The organism is Ensifer sp. R-19, from assembly GCF_049905105.1.
Lineage (GTDB): Bacteria > Pseudomonadota > Alphaproteobacteria > Rhizobiales > Rhizobiaceae > Ensifer.
The window spans coordinates 1,057,743-1,074,669 of record NZ_CP184569.1 but is presented as its reverse complement, the minus strand read 5'-3'; the positions used below and the strand labels follow the sequence as shown (position 1 = coordinate 1,074,669).

10 protein-coding genes and 1 riboswitch are annotated in these 16,927 nt (G+C 62.0%); of the genes, 2 read left to right on the top strand and 8 right to left on the bottom strand.

Annotated elements, in window-relative coordinates; translation table 11 throughout:
* Positions 1-27: 27 nt before the first annotated feature.
* Both ACN9MO_RS05225 and ACN9MO_RS05220 read right to left on the bottom strand, forming a co-directional pair.
* On the bottom strand, positions 28-3,486 hold the full coding sequence (locus tag ACN9MO_RS05225) for an AAA family ATPase (RefSeq protein WP_113132761.1): 3,459 nt from the start codon (positions 3,484-3,486) through the stop codon (positions 28-30).
* Positions 3,486-4,766 carry a metallophosphoesterase family protein gene (locus ACN9MO_RS05220; RefSeq protein WP_057252872.1) on the bottom strand — a complete coding sequence of 427 codons (1,281 nt, stop codon included), beginning with the start codon at positions 4,764-4,766 and terminating at the stop codon, positions 3,486-3,488. The genes ACN9MO_RS05225 and ACN9MO_RS05220 overlap by 1 nt, the downstream gene beginning before the upstream one ends.
* A 383-nt stretch (positions 4,767-5,149) precedes the next feature.
* Here ACN9MO_RS05220 and ACN9MO_RS05215 point away from each other — a divergent pair, with 383 nt between their 5' ends.
* Together ACN9MO_RS05215 and ACN9MO_RS05210 are read left to right on the top strand one after the other, a co-directional pair.
* Positions 5,150-6,988: a methyl-accepting chemotaxis protein gene (locus tag ACN9MO_RS05215; protein WP_162728064.1), complete on the top strand. Its 1,839-nt coding sequence runs from the start codon at positions 5,150-5,152 to the stop codon at positions 6,986-6,988.
* A 219-nt stretch (positions 6,989-7,207) separates the two neighbouring features.
* Complete coding sequence (locus ACN9MO_RS05210) at positions 7,208-7,684, top strand: MarR family transcriptional regulator (protein ID WP_113132760.1); 477 nt, start codon at positions 7,208-7,210, stop codon at positions 7,682-7,684.
* 108 nt (positions 7,685-7,792) lie between these two features.
* On the opposite strand, the gene ACN9MO_RS05205 is transcribed toward ACN9MO_RS05210, so the two are convergent.
* The 6 genes from ACN9MO_RS05205 to ACN9MO_RS05180 form a co-directional block, all read right to left on the bottom strand.
* Positions 7,793-9,988, bottom strand: coding sequence for an esterase-like activity of phytase family protein (locus ACN9MO_RS05205; protein WP_112995501.1), 2,196 nt, complete (start codon positions 9,986-9,988; stop codon positions 7,793-7,795).
* Positions 9,989-10,076: 88 nt separating this feature from the next.
* The gene (locus ACN9MO_RS05200) at positions 10,077-10,991 is read right to left on the bottom strand and encodes a DMT family transporter (RefSeq protein ID WP_192494661.1); all 915 of its coding nucleotides are present in this window, start codon (positions 10,989-10,991) and stop codon (positions 10,077-10,079) included.
* Between the two features lie 78 nt (positions 10,992-11,069).
* A riboswitch (FMN riboswitch) is annotated at positions 11,070-11,235 on the bottom strand.
* Positions 11,236-11,360: 125 nt separating this feature from the next.
* Complete coding sequence (hupB, locus tag ACN9MO_RS05195; protein WP_057252351.1) at positions 11,361-11,636, bottom strand: DNA-binding protein HupB; 276 nt, start codon at positions 11,634-11,636, stop codon at positions 11,361-11,363.
* A gap of 220 nt (positions 11,637-11,856) precedes the next feature.
* Positions 11,857-14,277, bottom strand: a complete 2,421-nt coding sequence (gene lon, locus ACN9MO_RS05190; RefSeq protein ID WP_093232249.1) for an endopeptidase La — start codon at positions 14,275-14,277, stop codon at positions 11,857-11,859.
* Positions 14,278-14,651: 374 nt separating this feature from the next.
* On the bottom strand, positions 14,652-15,929 hold the full coding sequence (clpX, locus tag ACN9MO_RS05185; RefSeq protein ID WP_034803621.1) for an ATP-dependent Clp protease ATP-binding subunit ClpX: 1,278 nt from the start codon (positions 15,927-15,929) through the stop codon (positions 14,652-14,654).
* 283 nt (positions 15,930-16,212) lie between these two features.
* Positions 16,213-16,845 carry an ATP-dependent Clp protease proteolytic subunit gene (locus tag ACN9MO_RS05180; protein WP_057252356.1) on the bottom strand — a complete coding sequence of 211 codons (633 nt, stop codon included), beginning with the start codon at positions 16,843-16,845 and terminating at the stop codon, positions 16,213-16,215.
* Between the last annotated feature and the right edge of the window lie 82 nt (positions 16,846-16,927).

The following is a 16,927-nucleotide window of genomic DNA, read 5'->3' as shown; positions in this document are numbered from 1 at the left end:
ACAGGCACTACCTCGCCCGCGAGCCTATCATAACCTGTGGATTGTCACAGTCGGGCAGGCACTGCGGGCGATCTCGCAAAGATGTTCGTGGTGCGTCAGGTAGATCACCTGGCCCACGCGCGCCATTTCGGCCATTTGCTCGAAAGCGCGGCCAGCACGCCCGTCATCGAAGGTCTCCATGATGTCGTCGGCGATAAAGGGCAGCGATTCGCGCGCTGCCGCGATTTCGTGATAGCCGGCGATCCTGAGCGCCAGATAGAGTTGGAATCGGGTGCCCTTGGAGAGATCCTTGGCAAGTTTCGATCCACCACCAGCGGCATTGGCGATCAGGAACTCCTGCCCCTTGTCGGACTGCGCCGATAGGCCGGAATATTCTCCGCCACTGATCCGGCTGAAGGTTTCGGAGGCGCGGCGCATCATCGCGCTGCGATGCCGCTCGCGGAAAAGCCGGAGCGCCATCTCCGCTGCGATGACGCCGGCCCGGAGCCGCAAATAGCCAAGCGCCCTGTTCTCGATGTCGAGCAGCAGCGTTCGCCGCTTCTGATCGAGATCGGCAACCGTGTCCCCGCCTTCGACATCGACGAGTGCCTTCTCCTTGCCGCGCATATCCGTGTGCAACTCGCTGACTTCGCGGTCGCTGTCTTCAAGCGCCGCATCGAGCCGCGCCAATTCCAGCAGGACCGCGGCCGCATCGAGCTCTGCGAGCAACGCCTCGGCCTGCTGGCACATGGAAACGCCCAATCGGGAAGCGATATCCGCTTCCAGTTCGGCGATTCGCTGGCGCAGGCGCCCCTGCTCGCGCGCGGCTTCGAACTGCTGCATGGCATCGTCGACCGTTTCACAGTCGAAAAACTCGAGGACGAGGCGCCGGCGCGCTATATGGAGCTCTTGCTCGGCACAGATTGCGCGTCGCTCGTCGTCCAAGCGGGCCAGCTCCGACAGGAATGTCGCCCGGCGGTCGGAAAGCCGCTGGGCCTCGGCAGCACGCGCCTTGAGCGCCGTAAAGGTTGTGAACGTATCGTCTGTCAGCGGTCCGCCAGCGAGGTCGGCGATGGCACGTTCGAATGCCGCCTGATCCTTGCGCATCCCGGCGACACGATACTCGAGATCGGCCTTGCGCTGTACGAGCTTGTCCAGGTCCTGCAGGACCGCAAGCATCGCGCCAATCTGCTCCGGCACGAGCCGGTCGCTGCGTTCCGCAAGCCAGCTCTTGGCAAGAAGCGTATTCCACTGCTCCTGCCAGGTAGTCATTTCGGTTTCAGCAAGATCAAGGGTCGAGCGTCGGCCTTCAAGAACCGTCGCGCTGCGCTTTGCCGCCTCGCGGGCTGTGTTGCGGGCGGCGGCTGAGGTCTGTGCCTGCGATACGACGCGCTCTGCGATCTGCAGGAGATCGTCGAGTCGCTCCGACAGCCCTCCTTCCATGCCGATGCCGGCGAGTTCGTCGCTGAGCCCGCGAATCGCTTCGGCCTCCTCGGCATGCGCCCGGTCGAACTCCAGACGGACAGGGCGCAATTGCGCGCGAAGTTCGAGCGCCGAACTCCGGATAGCGAGCCAGGCTTCCAGTTGGAGCAAGCCCGTGACGCTCGGCAAGCCGCAGGACGTGACGACGACTTCCAGAGACTGCGCCTGGAGCGCCACCTCCTCGCTGCATCGCTGCTGCTGCTCGCGCAGCGCCGCAAGGCGGGCGCGTCTCTCGGCGATCGAAAGAGACAGGCCGCGCATATCGGCAAGCCGCGCCGTTTCGGCGAGGCGCAGCGCGGTAACTTCGTCATCCCTACCCATCGCCTCTTCGAAAGCGACAGCCGTTTCCTGAAGAAGCCGGCCCTTGTGCCGCTCCCAGGCCTCGTCACGACGGCGACGCAGTGCCGCGGCCGAAACATCGTCCAGAGTGCCGCCAACGGCGGACTGCGCGGCCAGCCGCGCCTCCTCGCCCACAAGCAGCTCCTGCTCGCCGGCAACGCGATCGGATACGCGCGCTTGCCGCTCTTCCAAAGTGGCTGCGGCCCTACGCAACGCCTCAAGCGCTCCGGGCGCTGGAACGCTGAGCGCCAGCAGATCGTCGGCGCTTCCAGCGAAAGGCTTCAGCTGCAGCAGCTTGTCGGCAAGTTCCGCTTCCAGCCGATCCAGAGATTGCGCCGCGGCCTGTTTCCGAAGCAGGCAGTCACTGCGACGCAGCAGCGTCAGTCGCCCCGAAAGACCGGAGGTGTCCGCCAGCCCCCCTTCTCCATCAATCCGCACCAGCTCACATTCAGCGATCCGTTTTTCCTCGACCGCGGCTTGCACTTCGTGGTGAGCCGAAGCGCACCGTTCGGCCAGTGCAGAATGTCGGCGCGCCAGATCCTGCAGTCGCGCACCGACCCCTGCCGGCAGCAGCAGATCGGCAGGGTCGCGGTCTGCCGGTTCACCGAGCCGCAGCAGGCAACCGACGATCTCCGTCGACGTTCTCGCCAACTCTTCCAATCGCGACGGCATATCGCGCGCGGCCGTGACATAGCGCGCATCGAGGGCCGTCTCCTGCAGCGCCGTCAGCCGTTCGGCCAGGCACAGCCCTTTTTTGTCGAGCGGAAGCTCTTCCAACGCATTGCGGCGGTGCTGCATCTCGCTTTGGTTCTGCCGAAGCCTGACCTCGATCTCCGCTTCCTGGCGGCGAAGCGCCGGCAGCTCGGCTGCCCACTCGGTCGGCGGGACCGGCAGCACCGGCGCGCTCGCCAGTTCCATGCGAAGCGCACGCAGCCGGCCAAAGTGCGGCAGGGCCTCGATCTCCGCCTTCAGGCGAGACTGCGCGACTCGAAGTTCGGCGCGACGTGTGATCGCTTCCTCATGCCGGTCGCGTGCTTGCGCCAGCGTCTTGCGCAGCGCCGCATATTCGCGTGCGTTGATGTCGAGGGCATTTCGCTCCGTCCTCAGGGCGTCAAGCTGCGCCTTCAGCTCTGCAAGCTGATGCTTGCGCGCCTGTGGCCGGTAGAAGGCGTCGGCCTGGCCGCGCAAGGCGGCAAGGATCGCCGTACTGTCCGGCAGTCCCGAGCTTGCGGAAAACAACAGCGACCCAAGCTCTCCCTCGCTCTTCAGGATCGCCTCGCCGCCCTTCTCGATGCTCTCGTCATCGAGCGAAAACATTGTCTGATAGGTGTCGCGATCGATCGCGCCCAGCACACCGGAGAAGAGATTGTCGGGCAAAGGCTGGTCGTCGATGCCGACCAGCGAGTTCGACTTGCGTTTGACCCGGAACACGCGGTGCGTCCGATCAGCCGCCCCGATGGTGCCACCGACCCGCATTGTCGGATAGGGATGCAGGAACCCATAGGGGCTCGAGTGTTCTATCCCGAAGAGCAGATCGAGGAAGCCCGAGAACATCGTTGACTTGCCCGCCTCGTTCGGCCCGTAGACGATATGCAGATCGGGCACGCCGGCCACGCTCTCACCGAAGTCGAGGCGGCGATCGGTGAATTTGCCATAGCGGACGAGATCGAGGGCGCGGAGCCGCATCAGTGGATGCCCTCGCCGGAACCGCTGCCATGAAGATGGGCAAGCACTTCCGTGCCTCCCGACGCGCTGGCCTCGAAAGCGAGGCGCTCGATCGCGTCTTCATCGGGTGCCAACGCCTGGCGCAGCTCAGGAGGCAGTTGTTGCAGCAGATCTTCCACGGCTGCCCGGACTTCCTGGCGAAATCCGTGAGCCGGCAGAACATCGGCCTCGACGAGGGCCACCAGCTCATCGACCGGATCCAGCATTGCACCCGCTTTTTCCACCAGGGGATTGCCGCAGGCGAGTTCCAGCTTCTCGATCCAGCAACCGACGATGCCGGCCGCGATGTTGTCGATCTCGGCGCGCAGCAAATCCGTGTCGCGGCGAAGGCGCCAGGCCAGCGGTGTTGCGCCCGTCAGCGTTACGCGCAGGATCACATTTTCCGCCGGCGTATCCACAGATGTCCGCACAAGCGCCTGCCTGACCGCATCGAGCACGTCGCGCCACTCGGAGAGGCCGGCAATATCGACTGACAGGCGCTCGAAACTGGCGATGCCGATCGGCAGCTCGTTAATCTCGATCCGGCCGTCGTCATCGATCGCCACCAGCGTCACGCTCTTCACACCGGCTTCGTTGACATCGCGGCCCTGCGGTATGCCGGGCATGACGACGAAGGGGGCCGTTGCATGGATCTGGCGTTGATGGATGTGGCCGAGAGCCCAGTAGTCAAAACCATGTGCCACGAGGTCGGCGGCGCTGCAGGGCGCGTAGAGATCATGGCCGGCCGCACCGGCAAGGCTTGTGTGCAGCATGCCGATGTTGAGCGCCCCCGACATCGGCGGCTGAAAGGCCGGCAGCAGGCTTTCCGGCGCGTGCGGGCTGGCGAAACTCACCCCGTGCACATAGACGTCGCGCCCGCTTGCCAAGGTCTTGGCAAGAACGGCCTTCGCTCTGCCTTTGAACACATGCGCCGAAGGCGGCAAAGTGAGCTCGTTGGTGACCTGCGACTGGGCATCGTGGTTGCCACGGATGATGAACGCCCGGATCCCCGCCTCATCCAGCCGGCGCAACTCCCTCCCGAGAAACAGCGCCGTGTTCATCGACGTCTGGCTGCCGTCATAGAGGTCGCCTGCGATCAGCAGCGCATCGACCTTTTCGGCAATGCAGAGATCGACGATCTTGACGAAGGCGCGCCTGGACGCGCCGCGCACGATCTCAGCGAGGTCGGCGTTTCTAAGGGCGAGGCTGCGGAGGGGCGAATCGAGATGAAGATCTGCGGTATGGACGAAGCGGAAGGGCATGGCCGACCATGGCCCGGCAGGCCGCCGCCCGTCAATCAGCGTCGACCCTTCATCCACGGTGGGAGATTGGCCTGCTGCAGACGAGCATATTTCAGACCAGCCAAGTAAAGCCAAGACTAATACAGAACATCCCCGCAGGATTTGCCGAAAACGAATGGTCAACAGCACCGCCGGAGTACCTGCAAATATCAGATTATACTCACTTTAATCGATTAGGGCTTTTGTAACATCTTGTTCGCTAGGTTTCCGCCGGCTGCGCTCCCAGCGCATCCAGGCAACGGAATGATTCCTGCTTCGGCATCCGCTCCGTCATGACGATCAAGAGCCGGAACGACTTCATCAAGTACAGCTTTTATGGACGGCCGTCCTTCCGGGGGGAACCTATGTCACGGCTCAAGATTTCACATACGCTCATTGCCCTTTTCCTCGTGGTCGCCGTCATCGTCGCGGCGCTTGCCGTCTCGTCGCTCGGCGGCATCAAGATGATGAACGAGCGCAACAACGAGATCGCCACCACCTGGCTGCCGCGTGTCTCGCTTTCCCGCGCGCTCGAAACCCAGCTTTCCGATACGCGCATGGCCTTTGCGCGCCACCTGATCTCGCTAACGCCCTTCGAGAAGAAGGCCGCGGAAAAAGTCATCGGCCAGACCGTCGAAGGCTTCAACAAGCTCGCCGACGACTATGCGGCGCTGATGGTAACGGACGCCGACAAGGCCGCGCTGGAAAAGGTACGCGCTGCCTATCAGGCCTACCTCGCCATCGCCGATGGCATGGTCAAGCTCTCGAACAACCTTGAGAACATGAAGGCGCAGAGCGTCTTCAAGGTCGAGATGCGGGAGACCGAACAGAAGGTCGACGAGGCGATCAAGGAAGTGCGCGCGCTCAACGTCGCCGGCGCCGACGCCGCGGTTGCAGCAAGCTCGGCAACGCACGACCAGATCCGCATGATCGAAATGGCCGTCATCGCCGTCGCGGCGATCATCGTGCTCGGCGCCATTCTCTATGCCGTGCGCGGTATCGCCCGCCCGATCCAGATCATCACCCGTTCGATGGCGCGCCTTGCGGAAGGCGACACGGACAGCAGCATCCCCTACGGCGCCCGCAAGGACGAAATCGGCGAGATGGCCCGTGCCGTCGAAGTCTTCCGTCAGGCGGCAATCACCAACCAGCAGCTCGAAGCGGATGCCCAGGCACAGCGCGCCCAGGCTGAGGCCGATCGCCTGCGTCTGACCGAGGAAGCCGAAACTGCGGCTCAGCACCGCCTCCAGGAAGCGACGGCCGGTCTTGCTGGTGGCCTGCGCAGGCTTGCCTCCGGCGATCTCGCCTTCCAGCTCGACGAACCCTTTGCGCCGGACTTCGAGCAGCTCCGCCACGACCTGAACCAGGCCGTCGCTCAGTTGGCCGATACGCTTGCTGCCGTTTCGGCCAGCTCCGGCAGCATCGACAGCGGTGCGCGCGAAGTCAGCCAGAGTGCCGACGACCTGTCGCGCCGAACCGAGCAGCAGGCGGCCTCACTGGAAGAAACCGCAGCAGCACTCGACCAGATCACCGTCAATGTCGGCAATTCGTCGAAGCGCACCAACGAGGCCCGTGCCGTCGCCAGCCAGGCAAACGAAAGCGCCCGCAAATCCGGCGCCATCGTCTCGGGCGCCGTCGATGCCATGGGCCGCATCGAGCATTCGTCGAGCCAGATCTCGAACATCATCGGCGTCATCGATGAAATTGCCTTCCAGACGAACCTTCTGGCGCTGAACGCCGGCGTCGAAGCAGCCCGCGCCGGTGATGCCGGCAAGGGTTTCGCCGTCGTCGCTCAGGAAGTCCGCGAACTTGCCCAGCGCTCGGCCAATGCGGCCAAGGAGATCAAGGACCTGATCCGCAACTCCGCCGTCGAAGTCGAAAGCGGTGTCCGGCTCGTGCGCGAAACCGGCGAGGCTCTGCGCACCATCGAAGGCTTCATCGTCACGATCAACCAGCACATGGATGCGATCGCCATCTCGGCGCAGGAGCAGTCCGCCGGACTGTCGGAGGTCAACACCGCCGTGAACCAGATGGATCAGGTGACGCAGCAGAACGCAGCCATGGTCGAGGAAGCCAATGCCGCAAGCGCCACGCTTGCCCAGGAAGCCGGCCGCCTGCGCGAGCTGATCGCCCGCTTCACGCTGGAAGAGGCTCAGGCCTACGGCTACGCGCCGTCGGCCGGCTCGACACGCCGGGCGGCATAACCACGACGCACGCCCGTGCTTGGTTTTTCGCGGGCGGGTTCGAGACACGAAATTCTTGACAAACCAACAGAAACGGCCGCCGGAAACGGCGGCCGTTTCTTTGCCTCCAAGTGCTTACCGTGAAGTCTCAGAGGTTTCTGTCGACAAAGGTGGCAATTGTAACTATCACTAATGTTACTGCCATTTCACATGGCACCTCATGAAATTCCAGCGACGATCATGAAGAAGACATTTGAAGTTTCCGATAGACTGTTCGAGCTCTACCACCGGGTCCATCGGCTGGTGAACGAATCGATGACCGAAGAAGGCGTGTCGCTGGCACGCAGCAAGTTCCTCTTCTTCCTGAGCAAGCTCGGTCCCTGTCGCTCGACAGATATCGCCTGTGCGCTGAACTTCGCGCCGCGCACGGTCACCGAGGCCATCGACGGTCTGGAACGCGACCGCCTGGTGATGCGCAAGCCCGATCCCGAGGACCGGCGCGCCAAGATCGTCTCGATTACCGAAACGGGTCGCGTCGTGCTTGAAGCCGCAGAGCATCCACGCAAGCAGCTGCTCGAGGAGATTTTCTCGGCGCTCGACGACGAGGAGCTCGATGCCCTCTACGGCATCGTCGGCAAGCTGGTCGACAGGACGGATGAGATCCGCAAGCGCAAGGATGGGGCCGAAGAGGCAGCGCAGGTCGCTGTCGCCCGCTAGTCGGCGCCCGCTATTCGGGATCGTGCTATTTATTTCCTGCCAGTCCGAAACAGAAAGAGGCCGGGACATCATGTCCCGGCCTCTTCCGTTTTCTCCGGGCGTTAACGCTTACATCGCGTTGATGGCGCCAATGGAGAAGAACAGGGTTTCGCCGGAGGAGTCGTCGACACCGTCATTGTCGGTGACGACGTAGCCATTGCCGGCTGCATCGACGGTGAAGCCCTCGACCTTGTCGACGACATAGCCGTTGAGCGCCTTCAGGTCGGGAATGAGGTCACGAACCTCCTCCTTCTTGACGACAGGCAGTTCGCCACCAAGTGCTGCCGGCTTCAGTTCCGTCAGCGCGACGCGGTAGATCTTCTTGAGCTTGGCTGCCTGGCCGATCAGGTTGTCGCGCTCGATGATGTAGGCGTAGTCACCATGAACGGAGATTTCCGACAGGCCGACCCAGCCGTCACCGGCCTTTTCCAGGGGGTAGCGCACGGCACCCCACTCTTCGCTCTTCGGCTTGTAGGAGACGAGCTTGACGAAGCCCTTCTCGTCGTCCTTCCATTCGCGCTGAACAGCCATCCACAGCGTCTGGTCGTCGCCTTCGCCAACAACGGTGATGCCTTCGAAGCCGAAGCGGGTTTCGCCGGCGCGCAGCGCCTCAGGCAAAGCGATTTCCTTCTTGATCTCGCCCTTCTTGTTCACGTGGAAGAGCGCGTGGCTGTAGAGCTTGTCGGAATTGCCTTCCGATGCGAGCCAGAAGCCCCCTTCCCCGTCATTGGCGATGCCTTCGATGTCGAGCTTCTGAGCCGGTGCGCCGTCACGGGTGATGGCGAGCGTCTCGGTGATCAGCGCCGGCTTCTGGGTGGCGTCGATGGTGAAGATCGTCGGCTGCGACGAGAAGACCGAGTCGTTGACGGCGCGCAGGAAGCCCGGCTTGTCCGAGACGGCAGCAAGACCGGAGAGTGCACCGAAGCCGATCGGCAGCCCGTCCTTCTCGGCGGAGTGGATCTGCGGATAGGCAGCTTCGCCTTCGCCGCGCTCATAGATCATCACATGCGAACGCGCGCCGCCGTCCTCGACGAGGTCGACTTCATTGGCGGTCGCAAGCAGATTGCGCGACGGGATCGCGACGGCGCCTTCCGGCGAGATGCCCGACGGCAGCAGTTGCAGCAGTTCGGGCTCCGCACCCGTATCCTTGTAGACGCCGACGACGGAAGCGCGCTCGGCGAGCAGGAAGAACAGGTTGTCGTCGCCGAACTTGGCCGCTTCCAGCCCCTCGGGCTCCGCGCCCTTGGCCGACGAGCGCTTTTCCGGGTAGTGGCCGATCGCGGCAACGGCATGCTCGAAGCTCGCGCCCGATTCGTAGAGCACCTTGCCGGTGGTGTCGAAGATCGTGAAGCCGCGCGAGCCGCCTTCGTAGTCACCTTCGTTGGCAACGACGATGCGGTTATCGTTGAGCCACTTCACCGCATCGGGCTCGCGCTCGCGGCCCGGCTGCTCGTCCTTGAAGGCGATGGCGCCGTTGCGCTTGATGTCGATATCCTTGAGGTCGACGGTGCCAGCAGAGAAGTGCGTCTTCACCGTCGCAGTCTTGCCGTCGATGACGACGATGTGGTTGTTCTCCTGCAACGTCAGCGCAATCTCGTCCTTGCCGTTGAAGGAGACGAATTCCGGCTCCGGATCTTCGCCAGCGATTTCGGCAAGACCCGTCAGCGTCACGCGCTTCAGCGAGCCGCAATCGGCAACGCCGTCCTTCAAGGACAGGATCACCAGATCGCCGGCCGGCATCTGCGGGATCTTGCCGTCGTTCACTTCCTCGTCGCGCTCGTTTTCAATGGCGATGGCTGCAAGCGTACGGTCCTTGTTGACGGCAACCGAGTCCGGCTGACCGCCGAGATCGCAGGTCGCATCCACCTTCTTCGACGCCAGGTCGACGATTGCCAGAAGACCGGAAGGCTTGACGAAGCTTTCGCGCGTGTTGACCGCAACGAGCGCCTTGGCGCCGGCAACAGTAACGGAGGTCGGCTCACCGTCGAAAGAGATTGTGCCGGCTGCCTTCGGCGCCTTGGCATCGGTGATGTCGATCAGGCCGACGCGCTTGCCCGGGCTGTCGGAGTAGATCAGCGTATTGCCGTCTTCGCTGGCCGTGATGATCTCGGCGGACGTCGGCGCTTTGCGCGCGTCACCATCGGGCAGATTGTCGGCAACGGCAAAGGACGCAATACGATTGAATACAGGTTCAGCCGCCGCAGGAAATGCCGCGGAAGCAAGAAGGACGGCCGCGAACGCGGTCACGCGCGAAGTAATGATCATTGAAATCCCCCATGGAGAATACTGAAAACATGGGGGTTCTGCGCGACTGCGATGACAGCCGAATGACACCGGCCGGATTTTACACCGTTCAGGTTGCAACAGCCTCCCGTTCGCGCCGACTCTCGTTGCGCATGATGAACAGTGACGCGCCAAGGATCAGGACCGCACCGAACCAGAGATAGCCTGTCGGTGCGTAACCGAAGACCAGCCAGCCGGCAAAGACATTGAGCGGCAGCTTCAAATCATCGAAGGGCTGCACATAGGCGGCGTCGGCAACCGTATAGGCGAGCGTCAGCAAATATTGCGCGAACACTGTCATGACCCCGGCGAGCACGAGAAGGCCGAGCGCCATGCCCTGCGGCACCGCGAAACCGGCCGTGAGCGCAATGGCGCCATTGATCGGGGTCAAAAGGACAAGCAGCCAGATGGTGATGGTTTCGGGACGCTCGCTGCTCGTCAGGCTCTTGGTGATGAGCGACGAGGCGCCCCAGAGCAAGGCGGAGAGGATCGGCAGCAGCGCTGCCCAGGTGAAGCTGTCCGACCAGGGTTCAAGAATGATCATCGCACCGGCAAATCCGACCGCGGTCGCGGTCCAGCGGGCCGGACCGACGCGTTCGCCGAGAAACAGGCGAGCGCCAAGGATGATGAAGAACGGCGAGGTCATCACCAGGGCAATCGCCTGCCAGATCGGCACATGCGCAAGGCTGGAGACCCAGGCCCCGACGCCGAAGGCCGCGAGGGCCACGCGCACGACGTGGCGCCACGGGTAATCGGTGCGCATCGCCGAAAGTCCGACGCGCCGCAGGAACGGCAAAGAAAAGAGAAGGGCGAAGGCATATTGCCAGAAGGCCGTGGCGGCAGCGGGAAAGCCGAGTTTCATCGTCAGCCATTGGGTAACGACATTGAGCCCGGCGAAGGCAATACCGGCCAGCACCATGAAGCCGGCACCGGCCATGGCGCGCGAGGAGGACAAACCGAGGGAAGTCTGATTCATGTCACGCATCCTGAGAAATGGACAAACACAAATCAGGACGCATGAGCGCACGGCACGACGCCGGGCAGCCCTGCTCTTCGTGCCGACGACCATTCTCTTTCATCCGGACTATGACCGTCGGCTCCGGAATTGCACCGGATCTGCTGACCCCTTCCCCGCTTCAGGAGAAAGGCGCTCGCGGGCTTGGGTCACCGCATGATGTTGCAGCGCCCTTACCGCCGGTGGGGATTTTCACCCCGCCCTGAGAATGGGCAAGCCGTAGAGCAAATGGCAGGAGGCCGCAAGGGCAGCCCCCCGGAATGCGAAAGGGTCCGGCTTTCGCCGAACCCTCGAATACCTGGACTGCCGGCCTCGTGTCCGGCCGCCAAGCAAATCTGATCAGCCGTTGACGGCGTCCTTCAGGCCCTTGCCGGCCGTGAACTTCGGCACGTTGCGGGCCGGGATGTCAACTTCCGCACCCGTGGACGGGTTGCGGCCCTTCGAGGCTTCGCGGCGCGAAACCGAGAAGTTGCCGAAGCCGACCAGGCGAATGTCGCCGCCGCTCTTCAGCTCGCCCTGGATGGTCTCGAAAACTGCATCAACTGCAGAAGATGCGTCGGTCTTGGAAAGTCCGGCCTTCTCAGCAACGGCAGACACGAGCTCATTTTTGTTCATGTTTCCACCCCTTTCAGATTGGTTCGAAACGACTGTGTTTTAAGCCGCGGCGGCTTGCGCATCGCCCGCGTCTTGCCTTTCCCAATTGCGCCTAATCCCTTGGAATGCAAGGCTTGCAGGGCGCTTTTACAACAAAAAAGACCGGCCAGAGGCCGGTCTTCCCAATTTTTCTGCAAAATGGGCGCCGCGTGAGGTCGCTGCGCCCATTCACCGGCACTTTTTAGTGGGCGATCGAGGAGCCTGCTTCGTCCTGCGAATCAACCACTGCGACGGTTGCCGGCTCCCTTGCCGGGTCCCATTCGATCGGTTCCGGCATGCGCGCCAGAGCGTGTACAAGCACCTCGCCCATCCGCGAAACCGGGATGATTTCGAGTGCGTTCTTCACGTTATCCGGGATCTCGGCGAGATCCTTGGCGTTCTCTTCGGGAATCAGCACCTTCTTGATGCCTCCCCGGAGCGCTGCCAGCAGCTTCTCCTTGAGACCGCCGATCGGCAGCACGCGGCCGCGCAGCGTGATCTCGCCGGTCATCGCGACGTCCTTGGAGATCGGGATGCCGGTCATGATCGACACGATCGCGGTTGCCATGGCGACACCGGCCGACGGACCATCCTTCGGCGTCGCACCTTCCGGCACGTGCACGTGGATGTCGCTCTTGTCGAACATCGGAGGCTCGATGCCGAAATCGATCGCCCGCGAGCGGACATAGGACGCCGCCGCCGAAATCGATTCCTTCATCACGTCACGCAGGTTGCCGGTGACCGTCATGCGGCCCTTGCCGGGCATCATGACGCCTTCGATCGTCAGCAATTCGCCGCCGACCTCGGTCCAGGCAAGACCCGTGACCACGCCGATCTGATCGTCGCGTTCGGCTTCGCCGTGACGGAAGCGCGGAACACCAAGGTAGTCGTTGATGTTGTCCGCCGTGACTTCGACCGTCTTCGTCTTGCCCTTGATGATCTCGGTCACCGCCTTGCGGGCGAGCTTCATCAATTCGCGCTCGAAGTTACGAACACCGGCTTCCCGCGTGTAGGTCTGGATGACCGCCATCAGGGCTCCGTCAGTCACGGAGAACTCCTTCGGCTGCAGCGCGTGGTCGCGGATCGCCTTCGGCAGCAGATGCCGCTTGGCGATCTCCAGCTTTTCCTCTTCGGTGTAGCCGGCGATGCGGATCACTTCCATACGGTCCATCAACGGCGCCGGAATGTTCAGCGTGTTGGCCGTGGTGATGAACATCACGTTGGACAGGTCGTATTCGACTTCAAGGTAGTGGTCCATGAAGGTCGAGTTCTGTTCCGGATCCAGCACCTCGAGCAGAGCCGACGACGGATCGCCGCGGAAGTCCTGGCCCATCTTGTCGATTTCGTCGAGCAGGAACAGCGGGTTGGACCGCTTCGCCTTCTTCATCGACTGCACCACCTTGCCCGGCATGGAGCCGATATAGGTGCGGCGGTGACCGCGGATCTCGGCTTCGTCACGAACGCCGCCGAGCGCCATGCGCACATATTCGCGGCCGGTCGCCTTGGCGATCGACTTGGCGAGCGAGGTCTTGCCGACGCCGGGAGGGCCGACGAGGCACAGGATCGGACCCTTGATCTTCGACGAACGCGCCTGCACGGCGAGATACTCGACGATGCGTTCCTTGACCTTATCGAGACCGAAATGATCCGTGTTGAGCACGTTTTCGGCATGGTTCAGGTCGGTCTTGATCTTCGACTTCTTGCCCCAGGGCAGACCGAGCAGCCAATCCAGATAGTTGCGAACCACGGTCGCTTCCGCGGACATCGGGCTCATCTGGCGCAGCTTCTTCAGTTCAGCGTCAGCCTTTTCGCGCGCTTCCTTGGAGAGCTTCGTCTTGGCGATGCGCTCCTCGATCTCGGCCATCTCGTCACGGCCATCCTCGCCGTCGCCGAGTTCCTTCTGGATCGCTTTCATCTGTTCGTTGAGGTAGTACTCGCGCTGGGTCTTTTCCATCTGGCGCTTGACGCGCGAGCGGATGCGCTTTTCGACCTGCAGGACGGAAATCTCACCTTCCATGAAGCCGAGCGCCTTTTCCAGACGCATCTTCACGCTGGTGGTCTCCAGCATTTCCTGCTTCTCGACGATCTTGATCGACAGGTGCGAGGCGACCGTATCGGCCAGCTTCGAATAGTCTTCGATCTGGCTGGCGACACCGACGACCTCGGGGGAGATCTTCTTGTTGAGCTTCACATAGCTCTCGAACTCGGAAACGACCGAGCGGCTCAGCGCTTCGATTTCGACCGGATCTTCTTCCGGCTCGCTCAGCGTATGCGCGGATGCCTCATAGAATTCGTCGCGCGGCGTGTAGCCGTCGATCTTGGCGCGCGCGCGGCCTTCGACCAGCACCTTGACGGTGCCGTCGGGCAGCTTCAGCAATTGCAGGACATTGGCGATGGTGCCGACTTCATAGATCGCGGACGGTTCCGGATCGTCGTCGGTGGCGTTGATCTGGGTGGCAAGCATGATTTGCTTGTCGGTGCCCATGACTTCCTCAAGCGCACGGATCGACTTTTCGCGGCCGACGAAGAGCGGCACGATCATGTGCGGGAAGACCACGATGTCGCGGAGCGGCAGAACCGGGTAGGTCGCGCTTTCAGTCGCCGGTGACGTTTTGTTCGTCATGTCATTTCCTTTCCGTCCCGATTTCGGGCCCGTTCCCGGGAGCCCCGCAGGCACTCCCGGTTGTCATATTTTCCACATCAAAGTGGAGTGCCACCGCGTCCATTTCAAGGCTGGACGCGACACCCACCAATCGTGGCCGGGTCCTTCTGACTACGCATCATTTCTGTTGCGGGCCTTGCGACGGAGAACGAGGCTCAAGGACGCGCAACGATAAAGGTCCTTCATTGAATCGTCACATCATTGCGTTGTTTGAGACACTTTAGCAACAATCGAATTGTGAAATCTGCGCTCGGGCGGCTTTGTCTCAACAGCTAAGTGCGCGAACATGAAAAAGCCCGCACAAGGCGGGCTTCTCAAACGATAATTCGGCGTTATCAGGCCGAAACGTTGGTCTTTTCGTCCGACCGCTCGGAGTAGATGTAGAGCGGCCGCGCCGCGCCCTTGACCACCTCGTCGGAGATGACCACTTCGCGCACGCCTTCGAGCGTTGGCAGCTCGAACATCGTGTCGAGCAGGATCTTCTCCATGATCGAACGGAGGCCGCGGGCGCCGGTCTTGCGCACGATCGCCCGGCGGGCAATCTCGCGCAGCGCGTCCTCGTGGAAGGTCAACTCGACGTCTTCCATCTCGAACAGGCGCTGATACTGCTTGATCAGAGCGTTCTTCGGCTCGGACAGGATCTGGATCAGCGCATCTTCATCGAGATCTTCGAGCGTCGCCAGAACCGGCAGACGGCCAATGAATTCCGGAATGAGACCGAACTTGACCAGATCTTCCGGCTCGAGTTCGCGCAGAACCTCGCCGACGCGGCGATCTTCCGGCGAGCGGACCGTCGCGCCGAAACCGATCGAGGTCTTCTCGCCACGGGCGGAGATGATCTTGTCGAGGCCGGCAAACGCACCGCCGCAGATGAACAGGATGTTGGTGGTATCCACCTGCAGGAATTCCTGCTGCGGATGCTTGCGACCACCCTGTGGCGGCACCGACGCAACAGTGCCTTCCATGATCTTGAGCAGCGCCTGCTGCACGCCCTCGCCCGAAACGTCACGGGTGATCGACGGGTTGTCGGACTTGCGGGAAATCTTGTCGACTTCGTCGATGTAGACGATGCCGCGCTGCGCGCGCTCGACGTTGTAGTCGGCGGCCTGGAGCAGCTTGAGGATGATGTTTTCGACGTCTTCACCGACGTAACCGGCTTCGGTCAGCGTCGTGGCGTCGGCCATGGTAAACGGCACGTCGATGATGCGGGCGAGCGTCTGGGCGAGATAGGTCTTGCCGCAGCCGGTCGGGCCGACGAGCATGATGTTGGACTTCGCCAGTTCGACGTCGCTGCCCTTGGCGGCATGCGCCAGGCGCTTGTAGTGGTTGTGCACGGCCACCGAGAGGATGCGCTTGGCCTGCTGCTGGCCGATGACGTATTCGTCGAGGACCTTTATGATTTCCTGAGGGGTCGGCACACCGTCGCGGGACTTGACCATCGAGGTCTTGTTCTCTTCGCGAATGATGTCCATGCACAGTTCGACGCATTCATCGCAGATGAAGACGGTCGGTCCGGCAATCAGCTTACGGACTTCGTGCTGGCTTTTGCCGCAGAACGAACAATAAAGCGTATTCTTCGAGTCACCGCCGTTGCTTCCGCTGACCTTGCTCATTTCCACTTCCTTCCAGCACGCCGGACACTTCAAGCGAAGTATCGCGGACCACTCAATTCGCCCTGTAGCCTATCCTCACGCAGGGCTTCCGGGAGTACTTACCGCACCTGGGCGACCATGCCCGATGCGGCTGCAACGACTCTCCCAACTCATCCGAACACTATGCCCTCAGAATCCAACATAGCATTAACGGTCCATATTACCGGCTTTACCCTGACGATAAAGCCCTTGAGCCATTACAATTGTGTCACAATTACATCTATCGCGACACAAAAGCGCGTTATCAGGCCTGCTCGGTGCCTTCGATCTCTTCGCGCGAGGTCAGTACCTTGTCGACGATACCCCACTCCAGAGCTTCGTCCGCGCTCATGAAATGGTCGCGATCGAGCGTCTGCTCGACTTCCTCGTAGGTACGGCCGCAATGCTTGACATAGACCTCGTTGAGGCGGCGCTTCATCTTGAGGATGTCGCGGGCATGGCGTTCGATATCGGAAGCCTGGCCCTGGAAACCGCCGGAGGGCTGATGAACCATGATGCGCGCATTCGGCGTGGCGAAGCGCATGTCCTTGTGGCCGGCCGCCAGGAGCAGCGAACCCATCGAGGCCGCCTGGCCGACGCAAAGCGTCGAGACCGCCGGCTTGATGAACTGCATCGTGTCGTAGATCGCCATACCGGAGGTGACGACGCCACCCGGGGAATTGATGTAGAGCGCAATTTCCTTCTTCGGGTTTTCCGCCTCGAGGAAAAGGAGCTGGGCGCAGACGAGCGTCGCCATCTGATCTTCGACCGGACCGGTGACGAAGATGATGCGCTCCTTCAGAAGGCGCGAAAAGATATCGTAGGAACGTTCACCGCGGTTGGTCTGTTCAACTACCATCGGCACCAGTGCCAGGGCGGTATCAACGGGATTTCTCATATCGAACCTTCATCAATCGGGCTCGCAAAACCTTTGCGAGCCGGGAATCACGGGATTTGCCTTCTGTCCTTACATAGAGTGT